At 55.1% G+C, this 16,030-nt stretch carries 14 protein-coding genes and 4 tRNA genes; 17 read left to right on the forward strand and 1 reads right to left on the reverse strand.

What is annotated here, in order from left to right:
• The first annotated feature begins 102 nt into the window (after positions 1–102).
• From birA to PMI32_RS11250, 6 genes are all read left to right on the forward strand, one after another.
• Positions 103–1,062: a bifunctional biotin--[acetyl-CoA-carboxylase] ligase/biotin operon repressor BirA gene (gene birA / locus PMI32_RS11275; protein ID WP_008030874.1), complete on the forward strand. Its 960-nt coding sequence runs from the start codon at positions 103–105 to the stop codon at positions 1,060–1,062.
• Positions 1,052–1,801 (forward strand): pantothenate kinase, encoded by a 750-nt coding sequence (locus PMI32_RS11270; protein WP_008030876.1) that lies wholly within the window; start codon positions 1,052–1,054, stop codon positions 1,799–1,801. The genes birA and PMI32_RS11270 overlap by 11 nt, the downstream gene beginning before the upstream one ends.
• 7 nt (positions 1,802–1,808) lie before the next feature.
• Positions 1,809–2,249 (forward strand): hypothetical protein, encoded by a 441-nt coding sequence (locus PMI32_RS11265; RefSeq protein ID WP_008030877.1) that lies wholly within the window; start codon positions 1,809–1,811, stop codon positions 2,247–2,249.
• A 142-nt stretch (positions 2,250–2,391) separates the two neighbouring features.
• Positions 2,392–2,476, forward strand: a tRNA-Tyr gene (locus PMI32_RS11260).
• A gap of 24 nt (positions 2,477–2,500) precedes the next feature.
• A tRNA-Gly gene (locus PMI32_RS11255) sits at positions 2,501–2,574 on the forward strand.
• A gap of 26 nt (positions 2,575–2,600) precedes the next feature.
• A tRNA-Thr gene (locus tag PMI32_RS11250) sits at positions 2,601–2,676 on the forward strand.
• Here the strand turns inward: PMI32_RS11250 and PMI32_RS30310 are convergent.
• Positions 2,655–2,828 (reverse strand): hypothetical protein, encoded by a 174-nt coding sequence (locus PMI32_RS30310; RefSeq protein WP_157214369.1) that lies wholly within the window; start codon positions 2,826–2,828, stop codon positions 2,655–2,657. The genes PMI32_RS11250 and PMI32_RS30310 overlap by 22 nt on opposite strands.
• Positions 2,829–2,851: 23 nt before the next feature.
• Here PMI32_RS30310 and PMI32_RS11245 point away from each other — a divergent pair.
• The 11 genes from PMI32_RS11245 to rpsG all read left to right on the forward strand — a co-directional run bounded on the left by PMI32_RS11245 (position 2,852) and on the right by rpsG (position 16,003).
• Positions 2,852–2,927: transfer RNA gene (locus PMI32_RS11245), tRNA-Trp, on the forward strand.
• Between the two features lie 45 nt (positions 2,928–2,972).
• A complete protein-coding gene (secE, locus tag PMI32_RS11240) occupies positions 2,973–3,341 on the forward strand; it encodes a preprotein translocase subunit SecE (protein WP_007896620.1) in 369 nt (122 codons plus the stop codon).
• Positions 3,342–3,350: 9 nt separating this feature from the next.
• Positions 3,351–3,884 carry a transcription termination/antitermination protein NusG gene (gene nusG / locus PMI32_RS11235; protein ID WP_007896622.1) on the forward strand — a complete coding sequence of 178 codons (534 nt, stop codon included), beginning with the start codon at positions 3,351–3,353 and terminating at the stop codon, positions 3,882–3,884.
• Positions 3,885–4,001: 117 nt separating this feature from the next.
• A complete protein-coding gene (gene rplK / locus PMI32_RS11230; RefSeq protein ID WP_008030880.1) occupies positions 4,002–4,433 on the forward strand; it encodes a 50S ribosomal protein L11 in 432 nt (143 codons plus the stop codon).
• Entirely contained in the window at positions 4,433–5,128 is a 696-nt protein-coding gene (rplA, locus tag PMI32_RS11225) for a 50S ribosomal protein L1 (protein ID WP_008030883.1), read from the forward strand. The genes rplK and rplA overlap by 1 nt, the downstream gene beginning before the upstream one ends.
• Positions 5,129–5,326: 198 nt before the next feature.
• Entirely contained in the window at positions 5,327–5,827 is a 501-nt protein-coding gene (rplJ, locus tag PMI32_RS11220; RefSeq protein ID WP_008030884.1) for a 50S ribosomal protein L10, read from the forward strand.
• Positions 5,828–5,902: 75 nt separating this feature from the next.
• On the forward strand, positions 5,903–6,268 hold the full coding sequence (rplL, locus tag PMI32_RS11215) for a 50S ribosomal protein L7/L12 (protein WP_008030886.1): 366 nt from the start codon (positions 5,903–5,905) through the stop codon (positions 6,266–6,268).
• A 220-nt stretch (positions 6,269–6,488) separates the two neighbouring features.
• Entirely contained in the window at positions 6,489–10,562 is a 4,074-nt protein-coding gene (gene rpoB / locus PMI32_RS11210) for a DNA-directed RNA polymerase subunit beta (protein WP_008030889.1), read from the forward strand.
• 64 nt (positions 10,563–10,626) lie between these two features.
• Complete coding sequence (gene rpoC / locus PMI32_RS11205) at positions 10,627–14,826, forward strand: DNA-directed RNA polymerase subunit beta' (RefSeq protein ID WP_008030891.1); 4,200 nt, start codon at positions 10,627–10,629, stop codon at positions 14,824–14,826.
• A 215-nt stretch (positions 14,827–15,041) separates the two neighbouring features.
• Complete coding sequence (gene rpsL, locus PMI32_RS11200; RefSeq protein ID WP_002555494.1) at positions 15,042–15,413, forward strand: 30S ribosomal protein S12; 372 nt, start codon at positions 15,042–15,044, stop codon at positions 15,411–15,413.
• Between the two features lie 119 nt (positions 15,414–15,532).
• The gene (rpsG, locus tag PMI32_RS11195; protein WP_002555493.1) at positions 15,533–16,003 is read left to right on the forward strand and encodes a 30S ribosomal protein S7; all 471 of its coding nucleotides are present in this window, start codon (positions 15,533–15,535) and stop codon (positions 16,001–16,003) included.
• The last annotated feature ends 27 nt before the right edge of the window (positions 16,004–16,030 follow it).

Below are 16,030 nucleotides of genomic sequence, written 5' to 3' on the forward strand. Positions count from 1 at the left end.
TGGGGTTTTGTTTTGCCCGCAAGAAAATCTGCCCGGTACGGTTTCTATGCAACGGCTCAAGGCATGGCTATCATGCGGGCCTCATTGTGAGGCGGGACTTGCATGCTGACGTTGTTAAAGCTTCTTAAGGATGGCCGATTCCATTCAGGTCAGGCCCTGGGCACCGCTTTAGGTGTCAGTCGGAGTGCTGTGTGGAAGCAGCTTCAGCTTCTCGAGGCTGAGCTTGGCTTGTCCATCCACAAGGTGCGGGGGCGTGGTTATCAATTGGCCTCGCCGTTGACACTGCTCGACTCTGTCGCAATAGCAGAGCAGGCGCCTTCTTGTGATTGGCCCATTCTGGTTTTCGATTCAATTGACTCCACTAACGCCGAGGCGCTGCGTGCAATAGAGCGCGGTCAGGTAGCGCCATTTCTTGTGCTCGCCGAGCGGCAGACGTCCGGCCGTGGGCGCCGTGGGCGTAAGTGGGCGAGTCCTTTCGCGGAAAATATCTATTACAGTCTGGTGTTGCGTATTGAGGGTGGCATGCGCCAGTTGGAAGGCTTGAGTCTTGTTGTTGGACTTGCTGTGTTGCAAACCTTGCGAGCGCTGGGCGTATCAGATGCAGGTTTGAAATGGCCCAACGATGTTCTGGTTGGTCAAAAAAAACTCGCGGGGATACTGCTTGAGTTGGTAGGTGATCCTGCTGATGTGTGCCATGTGGTTCTGGGTGTCGGGATCAATGTGAACATGCAGATGACCGACGAGGTTGATCAGCAGTGGACGTCCTTGCGGCTTGAGTCGGGACGGACATTCGATCGCAATCACTTGGTCGCGCAGTTGGGGCAGATGCTCCAGGTTTATTTGAGTCGACATCAAGTCGGCGGATTTTCCGCTATCCAGGCAGAGTGGGAGCAGAATCATCTGTGGCAGGGCCGGGCGGTGTCGTTGATCGCCGGAGTTAACCATATAGATGGCGAGGTACTGGGTATTGATAGTCAGGGTGCTCTTCGCTTGAAGGTGGGCGGTGTGGAAAAAGTCTTTAGTGGTGGTGAGCTCAGCTTGAGGTTGCGTGATGATTCTTGAGCTCGACTGCGGAAACAGTTTTATCAAGTGGCGAGTGCTTGAAGCTGATGCTCGCCAGACGGTTGGCGAGGGCGTCGTCGACTCCAATCTTGCATTGCTGGAGAGCTTGAGCGCGCTCAAGGGGCTCGCCCTCAAGTTTTGCCGATTGGTCAGTGTCCGAACGGCAGAAGAGACCGGTGCATTGATTACTCTGCTGACCGATACTTTTGGAGTGTCAGTAGTTTGCGCTGCGCCCGCTCGCGAAATGTCGGGGGTTCGCAATGGCTATGAGGAGTTCGAGCGCCTGGGGCTCGACCGCTGGCTGGCGATGCTTGGGGGGTTCCAATTAGCGTCGGGTGCATGCCTGGTGCTTGATTTTGGTACTGCTGTCACTGCAGATTTCGTCGCTGGTGATGGAGAGCATCTCGGGGGGTTTATTTGTCCGGGAATGCCATTGATGCGAAATCAATTGCGCACCCATACCCGTAAAATTCGTTATGGGGATCTGGCGGCTGAGCGCGCCATGGAGAGTCTCGTTCCAGGTCGCACAACCGTCGAAGCGGTTGAGCGGGGCTGCTCGTTGATGCTTAGAGGCTTTGTTCTGACCCAGCTGGAGCTTGCGCGTAGCTACTGGGGGGCGGATTTCTCCGTGTTTCTGACCGGTGGGGATGCCGGGTTGGTTTCTGAGATTGTGCCAGAGGCTAGAGTGGTTCCGGACCTGGTATTTGTGGGTTTGGCTATGGCATGTCCTTTGTCCTGAGGTTCTTATGCGTTGGTTGTTTCTGCTGCTGCTTGTTCTGAATGTGTTCTATTACATCTGGCACCAACAAGAGGCTCCTCTGCGCGCGAAGGATGTCACTCCTCTCAGTTTGTATAGGGGAGGGCAGCAGGATATTCGCTTGTTGAGCGAGGCGGCTGATCCGGTCCTTGATAAGGGGAAGGCTGCTCTGCCGGACAATAGCTGTTTGTACTTGGGTGGTTTTGTTCGTCAAGAAGCGGTTCAGGCAGTTGAGCGGCGCTTGAATGGCATGGAAATCAAGTATCAGCTCCTGCCAAAGGATCATCTTGAATTCGCGGGTTATTGGGTTCAGATCGCCCCTGAAAGCCGGCGTTGGCTGGGTGAGGTTCAGCTGCAAAACCTTTCTAGAGAATTCAATGAGTTAAAACATAAAATAATGCCGTGTGAGGGGGTTGCACCGGCTGAATAGTTTGAATAGAATGGCGCCCGCTTCGCAGTGAACGCCTTTAACAGCAAACACAACGAAGTGATGTCAACGCAGCTAACCTCAGGTTTTTAATGAGAAAATGCTTGACAGAAGGCTGGCATGATATAGAATGCCGGCTCGCTTAGGAGGGGTTCCCGAGCGGCCAAAGGGATCAGACTGTAAATCTGACGTCTACGACTTCGAAGGTTCGAATCCTTCCCCCTCCACCATTTTTAGCGAGAGCTGCAAGCCTCGCGGGTATAGTTTAGTGGTAGAACCTCAGCCTTCCAAGCTGATGATGCGGGTTCGATTCCCGCTACCCGCTCCAAGTTTGCAGGTCCTGCAAAGTGTTACGCTCTTGTAGCTCAGTTGGTAGAGCACACCCTTGGTAAGGGTGAGGTCAGCGGTTCAAATCCGCTCAAGAGCTCCATATAACAAGGCAGATATGAAAATATCTGCCTTTGTTTTAAGGGTTGCGATCAGGCCTTGTTGTTTTTTTTGTTGGCTGGTTGCGCGGGTGGCTTTGGCCTTAAGGTCGAGGCTGTCGAGTAAGGTGTTGTAATGTCTTTTTCGGGTCGGCATAATGGTCGGCCTGATTTTGTTTTAGGTCAGTAGCTCAATTGGCAGAGCGACGGTCTCCAAAACCGTAGGTTGGGGGTTCGATTCCCTCCTGACCTGCCAGATTCACTTGGTGTGTCTGGCTTTCTTTTCACAGGATCTTCATAGATGACTCCTAAAGCTGAAGCTCAAGGCTCTCGCTTCGATCTGCTCAAGTGGCTAGTAGTAGTCGCTTTGGTGGTTGTTGGCGTTGTTGGTAATCAGTATTACTCTGCTTCGCCGATCCTGTACCGCGTACTTGCATTGCTTGTCATTGCCGCTGTGGCTGCCTTCGTAGGCCTGCAAACAGTCAAGGGCAAGTCTTTCTTTGTACTGGTTAAGGAAGCTCGCACCGAGATTCGTAAAGTCGTATGGCCAACTCGCCAAGAAACCACGCAGACCACGTTGATCGTTGTCGCTGTTGTGTTGGTTATGGCGTTGCTGTTGTGGGGGCTTGATTCCCTGCTCGGCTGGCTTGTTTCCTTGATTGTCGGCTAAGGGTGTCCCGTGGCTAAGCGTTGGTACGTTGTGCATGCTTACTCCGGTTACGAGAAGCATGTCATGCGCTCGCTAGTAGAGCGCGTAAAGCTGGCTGGCATGGAAGATGGCTTTGGCGAAATTCTGGTTCCCACTGAAGAAGTGGTTGAAATGCGTAATGGCCAGAAGCGCAAAAGCGAGCGTAAGTTCTTCCCAGGTTATGTGCTGGTTCAGATGGACATGAACGAGGGTACTTGGCACTTGGTCAAGGATACTCCTCGGGTGATGGGTTTCATCGGCGGTACCGCTGATAAGCCTGCACCAATCACAGACAAAGAGGCAGAAGCGATTCTGCGTCGTGTCGCTGATGGTAGCGATAAGCCTAAGCCGAAGACGTTGTTCGAGCCTGGTGAGTCGGTGCGTGTCAACGACGGGCCGTTTGCCGACTTTACCGGCACGGTTGAAGAAGTTAACTACGAAAAGAGCCGGATCCAAGTGGCAGTGCTCATTTTCGGTCGCTCTACTCCGGTAGAGCTAGAGTTCAGCCAGGTCGAAAAAGTCTAGCTGAGCAAGCATCCCAACCCCGCAGCCCCAGGCTGTGGGGTTTTGTCGTCACTGGGATAAACGCGCAAGTAACCGGGGAGCCTTTCGAGGCGTTCGAACCCGTAATTGGAGTGCCTCATGGCCAAGAAGATTACCGCTTACATCAAGCTGCAAGTGAAGGCCGCTCAGGCTAACCCAAGCCCACCTGTTGGTCCTGCTCTGGGTCAGCACGGCGTGAACATCATGGAATTCTGCAAGGCTTTCAACGCCCGTACTCAGGGTATTGAGCCAGGTCTGCCGACTCCAGTGATCATCACTGTCTACAGCGACCGTAGCTTCACTTTCGAAACCAAATCCACCCCTGCTTCGGTTCTGCTGAAGAAGGCGGCTGGTCTGACTAGCGGTTCCGCTCGTCCGAACACCGTTAAGGTTGGCACTGTGACTCGTGCTCAGCTGGAAGAAATCGCGAAAGTTAAAAACGCGGATCTGACTGCAGCTGATATGGAAGCAGCCGTGCGTACCATCGCCGGTTCTGCTCGTAGCATGGGCCTTAACGTGGAGGGTGTGTAATGGCTAAGTTGACTAAGCGTCAAAAGGCTATCGCCGGCAAAATCGAAGCAGGCAAGTCCTACAACTTTGTAGACGCTGCTTCTCTGCTGGCTGAGCTGTCGACTGTCAAGTTCAGCGAGTCGTTCGACGTTGCTGTGAACCTGGGTGTTGACCCGCGTAAATCCGACCAGGTCGTTCGTAGCGCTACTGTGCTGCCCCACGGCACTGGCAAGACTGTTCGCGTTGCTGTGTTCACCCAGGGTCCAGCTGCTGAGGCCGCTCTGGCTGCCGGCGCTGACCGTGTAGGTATGGACGACCTGGCTGCCGAAATGAAAGGCGGCGACCTGAACTATGACGTAGTTATCGCATCCCCGGATGCAATGCGCGTTGTAGGTCAGTTGGGTCAGATCCTCGGTCCACGTGGCCTGATGCCTAACCCTAAAGTCGGCACCGTAACTCCAGACGTAGCTACCGCGGTTAAAAACGCCAAGGCTGGTCAGGTTCGTTATCGCACCGACAAAAACGGCATCATCCACACTTCCGTTGGCAAGATTGGCTTCGACGCCGTCAAGCTGAAGGAAAACGTTGAAGCCCTGATCGCTGATCTGAAGCGTATCAAGCCAGCTTCCTCGAAAGGCATTTACGTCAAGCGCGTTACCCTGAGCACCACTATGGGCCCAGGTCTGGTCATCGACCAAAGCTCGCTCGACGCGTAAGACACAGGTTGGCGTAAGCGATTGCGCCAATTGAAAGATTGGGGTCCCTGCCTGGCGGGGGCTATCCAAGACCGTAGGCGACGCAAGTCTTAAACCTCAAGCCTACGCAGATGGTGCTCCCGGTTCCTTACCGAATCAGACACCAAAACGACATCCGGCTCCGGTCGGATGAAACGGTAACAAGCAGGAGTTAAACCCGTGGCAATTAAACTCGAAGACAAGAAGGCCATCGTCGCTGAAGTCAACGAGGCTGCCAAAGTCGCTCTGTCCGCTGTCGTGGCTGATGCCCGTGGCGTAACAGTAGGCGCAATGACCGGACTCCGTAAAGAGGCTCGTGAAGCTGGCGTTTACGTACGTGTTGTACGTAACACCCTGCTCAAGCGCGCCGTTGCCGACACTGAATACAGTGTTCTCAACGACGTGTTCACCGGCCCTACCTTGATTGCATTCTCCAAAGAACATCCGGGCGCTGCTGCTCGTATCTTCAAAGAGTTCGCAAAAGGTCAGGATAAGTTCGAGATCAAGGCAGCTGCGTTCGAGGGCAAGTTCCTCGCAGCTAATCAGATCGACGTACTGGCAACCCTGCCGACCCGTAACGAAGCTATTTCTCAGCTGATGAGCGTGATTCAAGGCGCTACCAGCAAGTTGGCTCGTACTCTGGCGGCAGTTCGCGACCAAAAAGAAGCTGCCGCAGCCTAAGGCTCGTCTCCTTCTCGCGTTTTTTGTTTATTTCGATGGTCGCGTAGGCCGTCCCCAATATCAGGAATTAGATTCATGTCTATCTCTCAGAACGATATCCTTGAAGCAGTTGGCAACATGTCCGTAATGGAAGTTGTTGAGCTGATCAAAGCTTTCGAAGAAAAATTCGGCGTTACCGCTGCTGCTGCATCGGCTGGTCCAGCTGCTGCTGCCGCTGTTGTTGAAGAGCAAACTGAATTCAACGTCATGCTGACCGAAGCTGGCGAGAAGAAAGTTAACGTGATCAAGGCTGTACGTGAACTGACCGGTCTGGGCCTGAAAGAAGCCAAGGCTGTAGTTGACGGCGCTCCTGCCATGGTTCTGGAAGCTGTTGCCAAAGACGCAGCTGACAAAGCCAAAGCAGTACTGGAAGAAGCAGGCGCTAAAGTCGAGCTGAAGTAAGCATCGACTTTGCTCCTCCAGCCCGAGCGTTAAGCGAAAGGCTGATGGCTGGTGGCTCTTGCCACCGGCCTTTTTCCGTTATTGGCAGCCGACTGGGTCGGTGCTGATAACGAGTTGTAACCACCCGATGCGGTGGCGCAAACCATGGGGTTTGCACGATTTTCTGGCTGCTCCCGTCGGGAGGGGCCAAACAAGCAGGTGACCAAGCTGGGGAACGCTGATGGCTTACTCATATACTGAGAAAAAACGTATCCGCAAGGACTTTAGCAAGTTGCCGGACGTCATGGATGTGCCGTACCTCCTGGCCATCCAGCTGGATTCGTATCGTGAATTCTTGCAAGCGGGAGCGACTAAAGATCAGTTCCGCGACGTGGGCCTGCATGCGGCCTTCAAATCCGTTTTCCCGATCATCAGCTACTCCGGCAATGCTGCGCTGGAGTACGTCGGTTATCGCCTGGGCGAACCGGCATTTGATGTCAAAGAATGCGTATTGCGCGGTGTAACTTACGCCGTACCTTTGCGGGTAAAAGTGCGCCTGATCATTTTCGACAAAGAATCGTCGAACAAAGCGATCAAGGACATCAAAGAGCAAGAAGTCTACATGGGTGAAATCCCCCTGATGACTGAGAACGGTACCTTCGTAATCAACGGTACCGAGCGTGTAATCGTTTCCCAGCTGCACCGTTCCCCGGGCGTGTTCTTCGACCACGACCGTGGCAAGACGCACAGCTCCGGCAAACTGCTGTACTCCGCGCGCATCATTCCTTACCGCGGTTCGTGGTTGGACTTCGAGTTCGATCCGAAAGACTGCGTGTTCGTGCGTATCGACCGTCGTCGCAAGCTGCCTGCATCGGTACTGCTGCGCGCGCTCGGCTATACCACTGAAGAAGTGCTCGACGCGTTCTACACCACCAACGTCTTCCACGTGCAAGGTGAAAACCTCAGCCTGGAACTGGTGCCTCAGCGCCTGCGTGGTGAAATTGCTGTCCTGGATATCCTGGATGACAAAGGCAAGGTTATTGTCGAGCAGGGTCGTCGTATCACCGCTCGCCACATCAACCAGCTGGAAAAAGCCGGGATCAAAGAGCTGCAAGTGCCTCTGGACTACGTCCTGGGTCGCACTACCGCCAAGGTCATCGTGCATCCGGCAACCGGCGAAATCCTGGCAGAGTGCAACACCGAGCTGAACACCGAGATCCTGGCGAAAATCGCCAAGGCTCAGGTTGTCCGCATCGAAACTCTGTACACCAACGATATCGACTGCGGTCCGTTCGTCTCCGACACCTTGAAGATCGACTCCACCAGCAACCAATTGGAAGCGCTGGTCGAGATCTATCGCATGATGCGTCCAGGCGAGCCGCCAACCAAAGACGCTGCCGAGACTCTGTTCAACAACCTGTTCTTCAGCCCTGAGCGCTATGACCTGTCTGCGGTCGGCCGGATGAAGTTCAACCGTCGTATCGGTCGTACCGAGATCGAAGGTTCGGGCGTGTTGTGCAAAGAAGACATCGTCGCGGTTCTGAAGACTCTGGTCGACATCCGTAACGGTAAAGGCATCGTCGATGACATCGACCACCTGGGTAACCGTCGTGTTCGCTGCGTAGGCGAAATGGCCGAGAACCAGTTCCGCGTTGGCCTGGTACGTGTTGAGCGTGCGGTCAAAGAGCGTCTGTCGATGGCTGAAAGCGAAGGCCTGATGCCGCAAGACCTGATCAACGCCAAGCCAGTGGCTGCGGCGGTGAAAGAGTTCTTCGGTTCCAGCCAGCTGTCCCAGTTCATGGACCAGAACAACCCGCTGTCCGAGATCACCCACAAGCGTCGTGTGTCTGCACTCGGCCCTGGCGGTTTGACTCGTGAGCGTGCCGGCTTTGAAGTTCGTGACGTACACCCGACTCACTACGGTCGTGTATGCCCGATCGAAACGCCGGAAGGTCCGAACATCGGTCTGATCAACTCCCTGGCCGCCTATGCGCGCACCAACCAGTACGGCTTCCTTGAGAGCCCGTACCGTGTGGTGAAAGACGCTCTGGTCACCGACGAGATCGTTTTCCTGTCCGCCATCGAAGAAGCTGATCATGTGATCGCTCAGGCTTCGGCCACGATGAACGACAAGAAAGTCCTGATCGACGAGCTGGTAGCTGTTCGTCACTTGAACGAGTTCACCGTCAAGGCGCCGGAAGACGTCACCTTGATGGACGTATCGCCGAAGCAGGTAGTTTCGGTTGCAGCGTCGCTGATCCCGTTCCTCGAGCACGACGACGCCAACCGTGCGTTGATGGGTTCGAACATGCAGCGTCAAGCTGTACCAACTCTGCGTGCTGACAAGCCGCTGGTCGGTACCGGCATGGAGCGTAACGTAGCTCGTGACTCCGGCGTTTGCGTCGTGGCTCGTCGTGGCGGTGTTATCGATTCCGTGGACGCCAGCCGTATCGTGGTTCGTGTTGCTGATGACGAAGTTGAAACCGGCGAAGCTGGTGTCGACATCTACAACCTGACCAAATACACCCGCTCTAACCAGAACACCTGCATCAACCAGCGTCCGCTGGTGCGTAAAGGTGATCGGGTCCAGCGCAGCGACATCATGGCCGACGGCCCGTCCACCGACATGGGTGAGCTGGCTCTGGGTCAGAACATGCGCATCGCGTTCATGGCATGGAACGGCTTCAACTTCGAAGACTCCATCTGCCTGTCCGAGCGTGTTGTTCAGGAAGATCGCTTCACCACGATCCACATTCAGGAACTGACCTGTGTGGCACGTGACACCAAGCTTGGGCCTGAGGAAATCACTGCAGACATCCCTAACGTGGGTGAAGCTGCACTGAACAAACTGGACGAAGCCGGTATCGTTTACGTAGGTGCTGAAGTTGGCGCAGGCGACATTCTGGTCGGTAAGGTCACTCCGAAAGGCGAGACTCAACTGACTCCGGAAGAGAAGCTGCTGCGTGCCATCTTCGGTGAAAAAGCCAGCGACGTTAAAGACACCTCCCTGCGTGTACCTACCGGTACCAAGGGTACTGTCATCGACGTACAGGTCTTCACCCGCGACGGCGTTGAGCGTGATGCTCGTGCACTGTCGATCGAGAAGACTCAGCTCGACGAGATCCGCAAGGACCTGAACGAAGAGTTCCGTATCGTTGAAGGCGCCACTTTCGAACGTCTGCGTTCCGCTCTGGTCGGCCATAAAGCCGAAGGCGGCGCCGGTCTGAAGAAAGGTCAGGACATCACCGACGAAGTTCTCGACGGTCTTGAGCATGGTCAGTGGTTCAAACTGCGCATGGCTGAAGATGCTCTGAACGAGCAGCTCGAGAAGGCTCAGGCCTACATCGTTGATCGCCGCCGTCTGCTGGACGACAAGTTCGAAGACAAGAAGCGCAAACTGCAGCAGGGCGATGACCTGGCTCCAGGTGTGCTGAAAATCGTCAAGGTTTACCTGGCAATCCGTCGCCGCATCCAGCCGGGCGACAAGATGGCCGGTCGTCACGGTAACAAAGGTGTGGTCTCCGTGATCATGCCGGTTGAAGACATGCCGCACGATGCCAATGGCACCCCGGTCGACGTCGTCCTCAACCCGTTGGGCGTACCTTCGCGTATGAACGTTGGTCAGATCCTTGAAACCCACCTGGGCCTCGCGGCTAAAGGTCTGGGCGAGAAGATCAACCGGATGATCGAAGAGCAGCGCAAAGTCGCCGAGCTTCGCAAGTTCCTGCACGAGATCTACAACGAGATCGGCGGTCGCAACGAAGATCTGGATAGCTTCTCCGATCAGGAAATCCTGGATCTGGCGAAGAACCTGCGTGGCGGCGTTCCAATGGCCACTCCAGTGTTCGACGGCGCCAAGGAAAGCGAAATCAAGGCCATGCTGAAACTGGCAGACCTGCCAGAAAGCGGCCAGATGCAGCTGACCGACGGCCGTACCGGCAACAAGTTCGAGCGCCCGGTTACTGTTGGCTACATGTACATGCTGAAGCTGAACCACTTGGTAGACGACAAGATGCACGCTCGTTCTACCGGTTCGTACAGCCTGGTTACCCAGCAGCCGCTGGGTGGTAAGGCACAGTTCGGTGGTCAGCGTTTCGGGGAGATGGAGGTCTGGGCACTGGAAGCATACGGTGCCGCTTACACTCTGCAAGAAATGCTCACAGTGAAGTCGGACGATGTGAACGGCCGTACCAAGATGTACAAAAACATCGTGGATGGCGATCACCGTATGGAGCCGGGCATGCCCGAGTCCTTCAACGTGTTGATCAAGGAAATTCGTTCCCTCGGCATCGATATCGATCTGGAAACCGAATAACACGTGACGCGAATCGAGAGCGGGGCAGGATTGCCCGCTCTCTGCTCCGCCAGGAGGAAAGGCCTTGAAAGACCTACTGAATTTGCTGAAAAACCAGGGTCAAGTCGAAGAGTTCGACGCCATCCGTATTGGATTGGCATCGCCTGAGATGATCCGTTCGTGGTCGTTCGGTGAAGTTAAAAAGCCGGAAACCATCAACTACCGTACGTTCAAACCTGAGCGTGACGGCCTGTTCTGCGCCAAGATCTTTGGCCCGGTAAAGGATTACGAGTGCCTGTGCGGTAAGTACAAGCGCTTGAAGCACCGTGGTGTGATCTGCGAGAAGTGCGGCGTTGAAGTCGCGCTGGCTAAAGTTCGTCGTGAGCGCATGGCGCACATCGAACTGGCCTCGCCAGTTGCCCACATCTGGTTCCTGAAATCGCTGCCGTCGCGTATCGGCTTGCTGATGGACATGACCCTGCGTGATATCGAACGCGTTCTCTATTTCGAGAGCTATGTCGTTATCGATCCAGGCATGACCACCCTTGAAAAAGGTCAGCTGCTGAACGATGAGCAGTACTTCGAAGCGCTGGAAGAGTTCGGCGACGATTTCGATGCCCGCATGGGTGCCGAAGCTGTCCGCGAACTGCTGCACGCTATCGACCTGGAACACGAGATTGGCCGTCTGCGTGAAGAAATTCCGCAAACCAACTCCGAAACCAAAATCAAGAAGCTGTCCAAGCGTCTGAAGTTGATGGAAGCCTTCCAGGGTTCCGGCAACCTTCCAGAATGGATGGTGCTGACCGTTCTGCCGGTTCTGCCGCCAGATCTGCGTCCACTGGTCCCGCTGGATGGCGGTCGCTTCGCGACTTCCGACCTCAACGATCTGTATCGTCGAGTGATCAACCGTAACAACCGCTTGAAGCGTCTGCTCGATCTGTCCGCTCCGGACATCATCGTGCGCAACGAAAAGCGTATGTTGCAGGAAGCCGTCGATGCACTGCTCGACAACGGTCGTCGTGGTCGCGCTATCACCGGTTCCAACAAGCGTCCTCTGAAATCCTTGGCTGACATGATCAAGGGTAAGCAAGGTCGTTTCCGTCAGAACTTGCTCGGTAAGCGTGTTGACTACTCGGGTCGTTCGGTAATTACCGTAGGTCCGACCCTGCGTCTGCACCAGTGCGGTCTGCCGAAGAAAATGGCTCTCGAGCTGTTCAAGCCGTTCATTTTCGGCAAGCTGGAAATGCGTGGTCTCGCTACCACCATCAAAGCTGCGAAGAAGATGGTTGAGCGCGAGTTGCCGGAAGTTTGGGACGTTCTCGCTGAAGTTATCCGCGAACACCCAGTGCTTCTCAACCGTGCGCCGACCCTTCACCGTCTGGGTATCCAGGCGTTTGAACCAGTACTGATCGAAGGTAAGGCTATCCAGCTGCACCCTCTGGTCTGTGCTGCGTACAACGCCGACTTCGACGGCGACCAAATGGCCGTGCACGTACCGCTGACACTGGAAGCCCAGTTGGAAGCGCGTGCGTTGATGATGTCGACCAACAACATTCTGTCGCCAGCCAACGGTGAGCCAATCATCGTTCCGTCGCAGGACGTTGTATTGGGTCTGTACTACATGACTCGTGAAGCGATCAACGCCAAGGGCGAAGGTCGTGTGTTCGCGGATCTGCAGGAAGTTGACCGTGTGTTCCGTGCCGGCGAAGCCGCGCTGCACGCAAAAGTCAAAGTGCGGATCAACGAAACCGTCAATGACCGTGATGGCGGCAGCGTGACCAACACTCGTATCGTCGACACCACTGTCGGCCGTGCGCTGTTGTTCCAGGTTGTACCAAAAGGTCTGTCGTACGACGTCGTCAACCTGCCGATGAAGAAAAAGGCGATCTCCAAGCTGATCAACCAGTGCTACCGCGTGGTTGGTTTGAAAGAGACCGTAATCTTCGCTGACCAGTTGATGTACACCGGTTTTGCCTATTCGACTATTTCCGGCGTTTCCATCGGTGTTAACGACTTCGTTATCCCGGATGAAAAAGCCCGCATCATCGGTGCTGCTACCGACGAAGTGAAAGAGATCGAAAGTCAGTACGCCTCCGGCCTGGTAACCCAGGGCGAGAAGTACAACAAAGTGATCGACCTTTGGTCCAAGGCGAACGACGAAGTTTCCAAGGCGATGATGGCCAACCTCTCGAAAGAGAAAGTCATCGACCGTCATGGCGTCGAAGTCGACCAAGAGTCCTTCAACTCGATGTACATGATGGCCGACTCGGGCGCACGGGGTTCTGCTGCTCAGATCCGTCAGCTCGCCGGTATGCGTGGCCTGATGGCCAAGCCGGACGGTTCCATCATCGAAACGCCGATTACTGCGAACTTCCGTGAAGGTTTGAGCGTACTTCAGTACTTCATCTCGACTCACGGTGCTCGTAAAGGTTTGGCGGATACCGCGTTGAAAACTGCGAACTCCGGTTACCTGACTCGTCGTCTGGTAGACGTGGCGCAGGATCTGGTTGTGACCGAGATCGATTGCGGCACCGAACATGGCCTGGTAATGACTCCGCACATTGAAGGCGGTGACGTTGTTGAGCCGTTGGGTGAGCGCGTATTGGGTCGTGTCATTGCCCGTGACGTATTCAAGCCAGGTACCGAGGAAGTTATCGTTCCTGCCGGCACTCTGGTAGACGAGAAGTGGGTCGAGTTCATCGAGCTGAACAGCATCGACGAAGTGATCGTGCGTTCGCCGATCAGCTGCGAAACCCGCTACGGCATTTGCGCCAAGTGCTACGGCCGTGACTTGGCTCGTGGTCACCAGGTGAACATCGGTGAAGCGGTCGGCGTTATCGCTGCCCAGTCCATCGGTGAGCCGGGTACCCAGCTGACCATGCGTACGTTCCACATCGGTGGTGCGGCAAGCCGGACCTCCGCAGCTGACAGCGTTCAGGTGAAGAATGGCGGTACCGTCCGTCTGCACAACCTGAAGCACGTTGAGCGAGTGGATGGTTGCCTGGTTGCTGTGTCCCGTTCCGGTGAGCTGGCAATCGCTGATGACTTCGGTCGTGAGCGCGAGCGTTACAAGCTGCCGTACGGTGCTGTGATTTCGGTTAAAGAAGGTGACAAGGTCGACGCTGGCGCAATCGTGGCCAAGTGGGATCCGCACACTCACCCAATCGTTACCGAAATGAAAGGTACCGTGACCTACGTGGGCATGGAAGAAGGCATCACGATCAAGCGTCAGACTGACGAATTGACCGGTATGACCAACATTGAAGTTCTCGACGCCAAAGACCGTCCAGCTGCCGGTAAAGATATCCGTCCTGCTGTGAAGATGGTTGATGACAACGGCAAGGATCTGTTGCTGCCAGGCACTGACGTTATCGCTCAGTACTTCCTGCCAGCCAACGCCCTGGTCGGTGTTGCGGACGGTGCGAAAATCGCGATCGGTGATGTTATCGCTCGTATTCCGCAAGAGACTTCGAAGACCCGTGACATCACCGGTGGTCTGCCGCGTGTTGCCGACTTGTTCGAAGCCCGTCGTCCGAAAGAAGCCTCGATTCTGGCTGAAGTCAGCGGCACCATCGCGTTCGGTAAAGAGACCAAAGGCAAGCGCCGTCTGGTCATCACTCCGAACGACGGTAGCGATCCGTACGAAGAGCTGATTCCGAAGTGGCGTCACCTGAACGTCTTCGAAGGCGAACAGGTAAACCGCGGCGAAGTTATCTCCGACGGCCCGAGCGATCCACACGACATCCTGCGTCTGCTGGGTGTAAGTGCGCTGGCCAAGTACATCGTGAACGAGATCCAGGACGTTTACCGTCTGCAAGGCGTGAAGATCAACGACAAGCACATCGAGACCATCCTGCGTCAGATGTTGCGTAAAGTTGAAATCGCTGAATCCGGCGATTCCAGTTTCATCAAGGGCGACCAGATGGAATTGACTCACGTATTGGTAGAGAACGAGCGCCTGGCGAACGACGAGAAATTCGTTTCCAAGTTCACTCGCGTGCTGCTGGGTATCACCAAGGCGTCGTTGTCCACCGAATCGTTCATCTCGGCGGCTTCCTTCCAGGAAACCACTCGCGTACTGACCGAAGCGGCGGTAACCGGCAAGCGCGATTACCTGCGCGGCCTGAAAGAAAACGTGGTCGTGGGTCGTCTGATCCCGGCTGGTACCGGTCTGGCTTATCACAGCGAGCGTAAACGCCGTCGTGATGCTGACAAACCGTTGCGCGTAAGCGCCAGTGAAGTGGAAGCTGCACTGACCGAAGCGCTGAACTCGAGCGGTAACTGAGTTCTGCGATAAATGAGCCAAGGCCCTGATCGTTCCGTTCATCGAATCAAGACATTTTGTCGAGGTTGGATAAACGGGAAGGTCGGGGCCTTGTCTTGACTGGGGGCAAGATCCTCTTTAGACTCTTGTACCCCTAAATTTGGCGGGAATTCGTTCCTGCCATTTTGCTTTTCTTGCAAGACAATAGCGTCGCAAGACAACAGTGGAGCTAGTAGATGGCAACTATCAACCAGCTGGTACGTCAGCCGCGTAAGCGTATCGTCGAGAAATCCGACGTGCCTGCGCTGCAGAACTGCCCGCAACGTCGTGGCGTATGCACCCGTGTGTATACCACCACGCCGAAAAAACCTAACTCGGCACTGCGTAAAGTATGCCGTGTGCGTCTGACCAACGGTTTCGAGGTTTCCTCGTACATCGGCGGTGAAGGCCACAACCTGCAAGAGCACAGCGTGGTACTGATCCGCGGCGGTCGTGTAAAAGACTTGCCAGGTGTTCGTTACCACACCGTTCGCGGCTCTTTGGATACTTCCGGCGTTAAAGGTCGTAACCAAGGTCGTTCGAAGTACGGTACCAAGAAGCCTAAGTAGTAGTGGCTTTTTGTAAAAACTGAATCATCTATTTTTCTGAGTCGATAAGAGTAAGGTCGGAGGCGTCCCGAAAGGGCACCGATTCCGAGCGAACCTGAAGACCGTTTGAGGGCTTATCCATGCCAAGAAGACGCGTAGCAGCCAAGCGCGAAGTGCTTGACGATCCAAAATACGGAAGCCAAATCCTGGCCAAGTTCATGAACCACGTGATGGAAAGCGGTAAAAAAGCCGTTGCCGAGCGTATCGTTTATGGCGCGCTGGAGAAGGTTAAAGAACGCAAGAACAGCGACCCCCTGGAAATCTTCGAGAAAGCTCTCGACGCCATCGCTCCGCTGGTCGAAGTAAAGTCGCGCCGTGTAGGCGGTGCTACTTACCAGGTTCCGGTCGAAGTTCGTCCGTCCCGTCGTAACGCTCTGGCAATGCGCTGGTTGGTAGACTTCGCCCGTAAGCGCGGCGAGAAGTCTATGGCTCTGCGTTTGGCTGGTGAACTGTTGGACGCTGCTGAAGGCAAAGGTGCTGCAGTTAAGAAGCGTGAAGACGTGCACCGTATGGCTGAAGCCAACAAGGCTTTCTCGCACTACCGCTTCTAATTTTAGCGTCACTAATTTTGCGAGGGC

It is taken from the genome of Pseudomonas sp. GM60, from assembly GCF_000282415.1.
GTDB classification, from domain to species: domain Bacteria; phylum Pseudomonadota; class Gammaproteobacteria; order Pseudomonadales; family Pseudomonadaceae; genus Aquipseudomonas; species Aquipseudomonas migulae.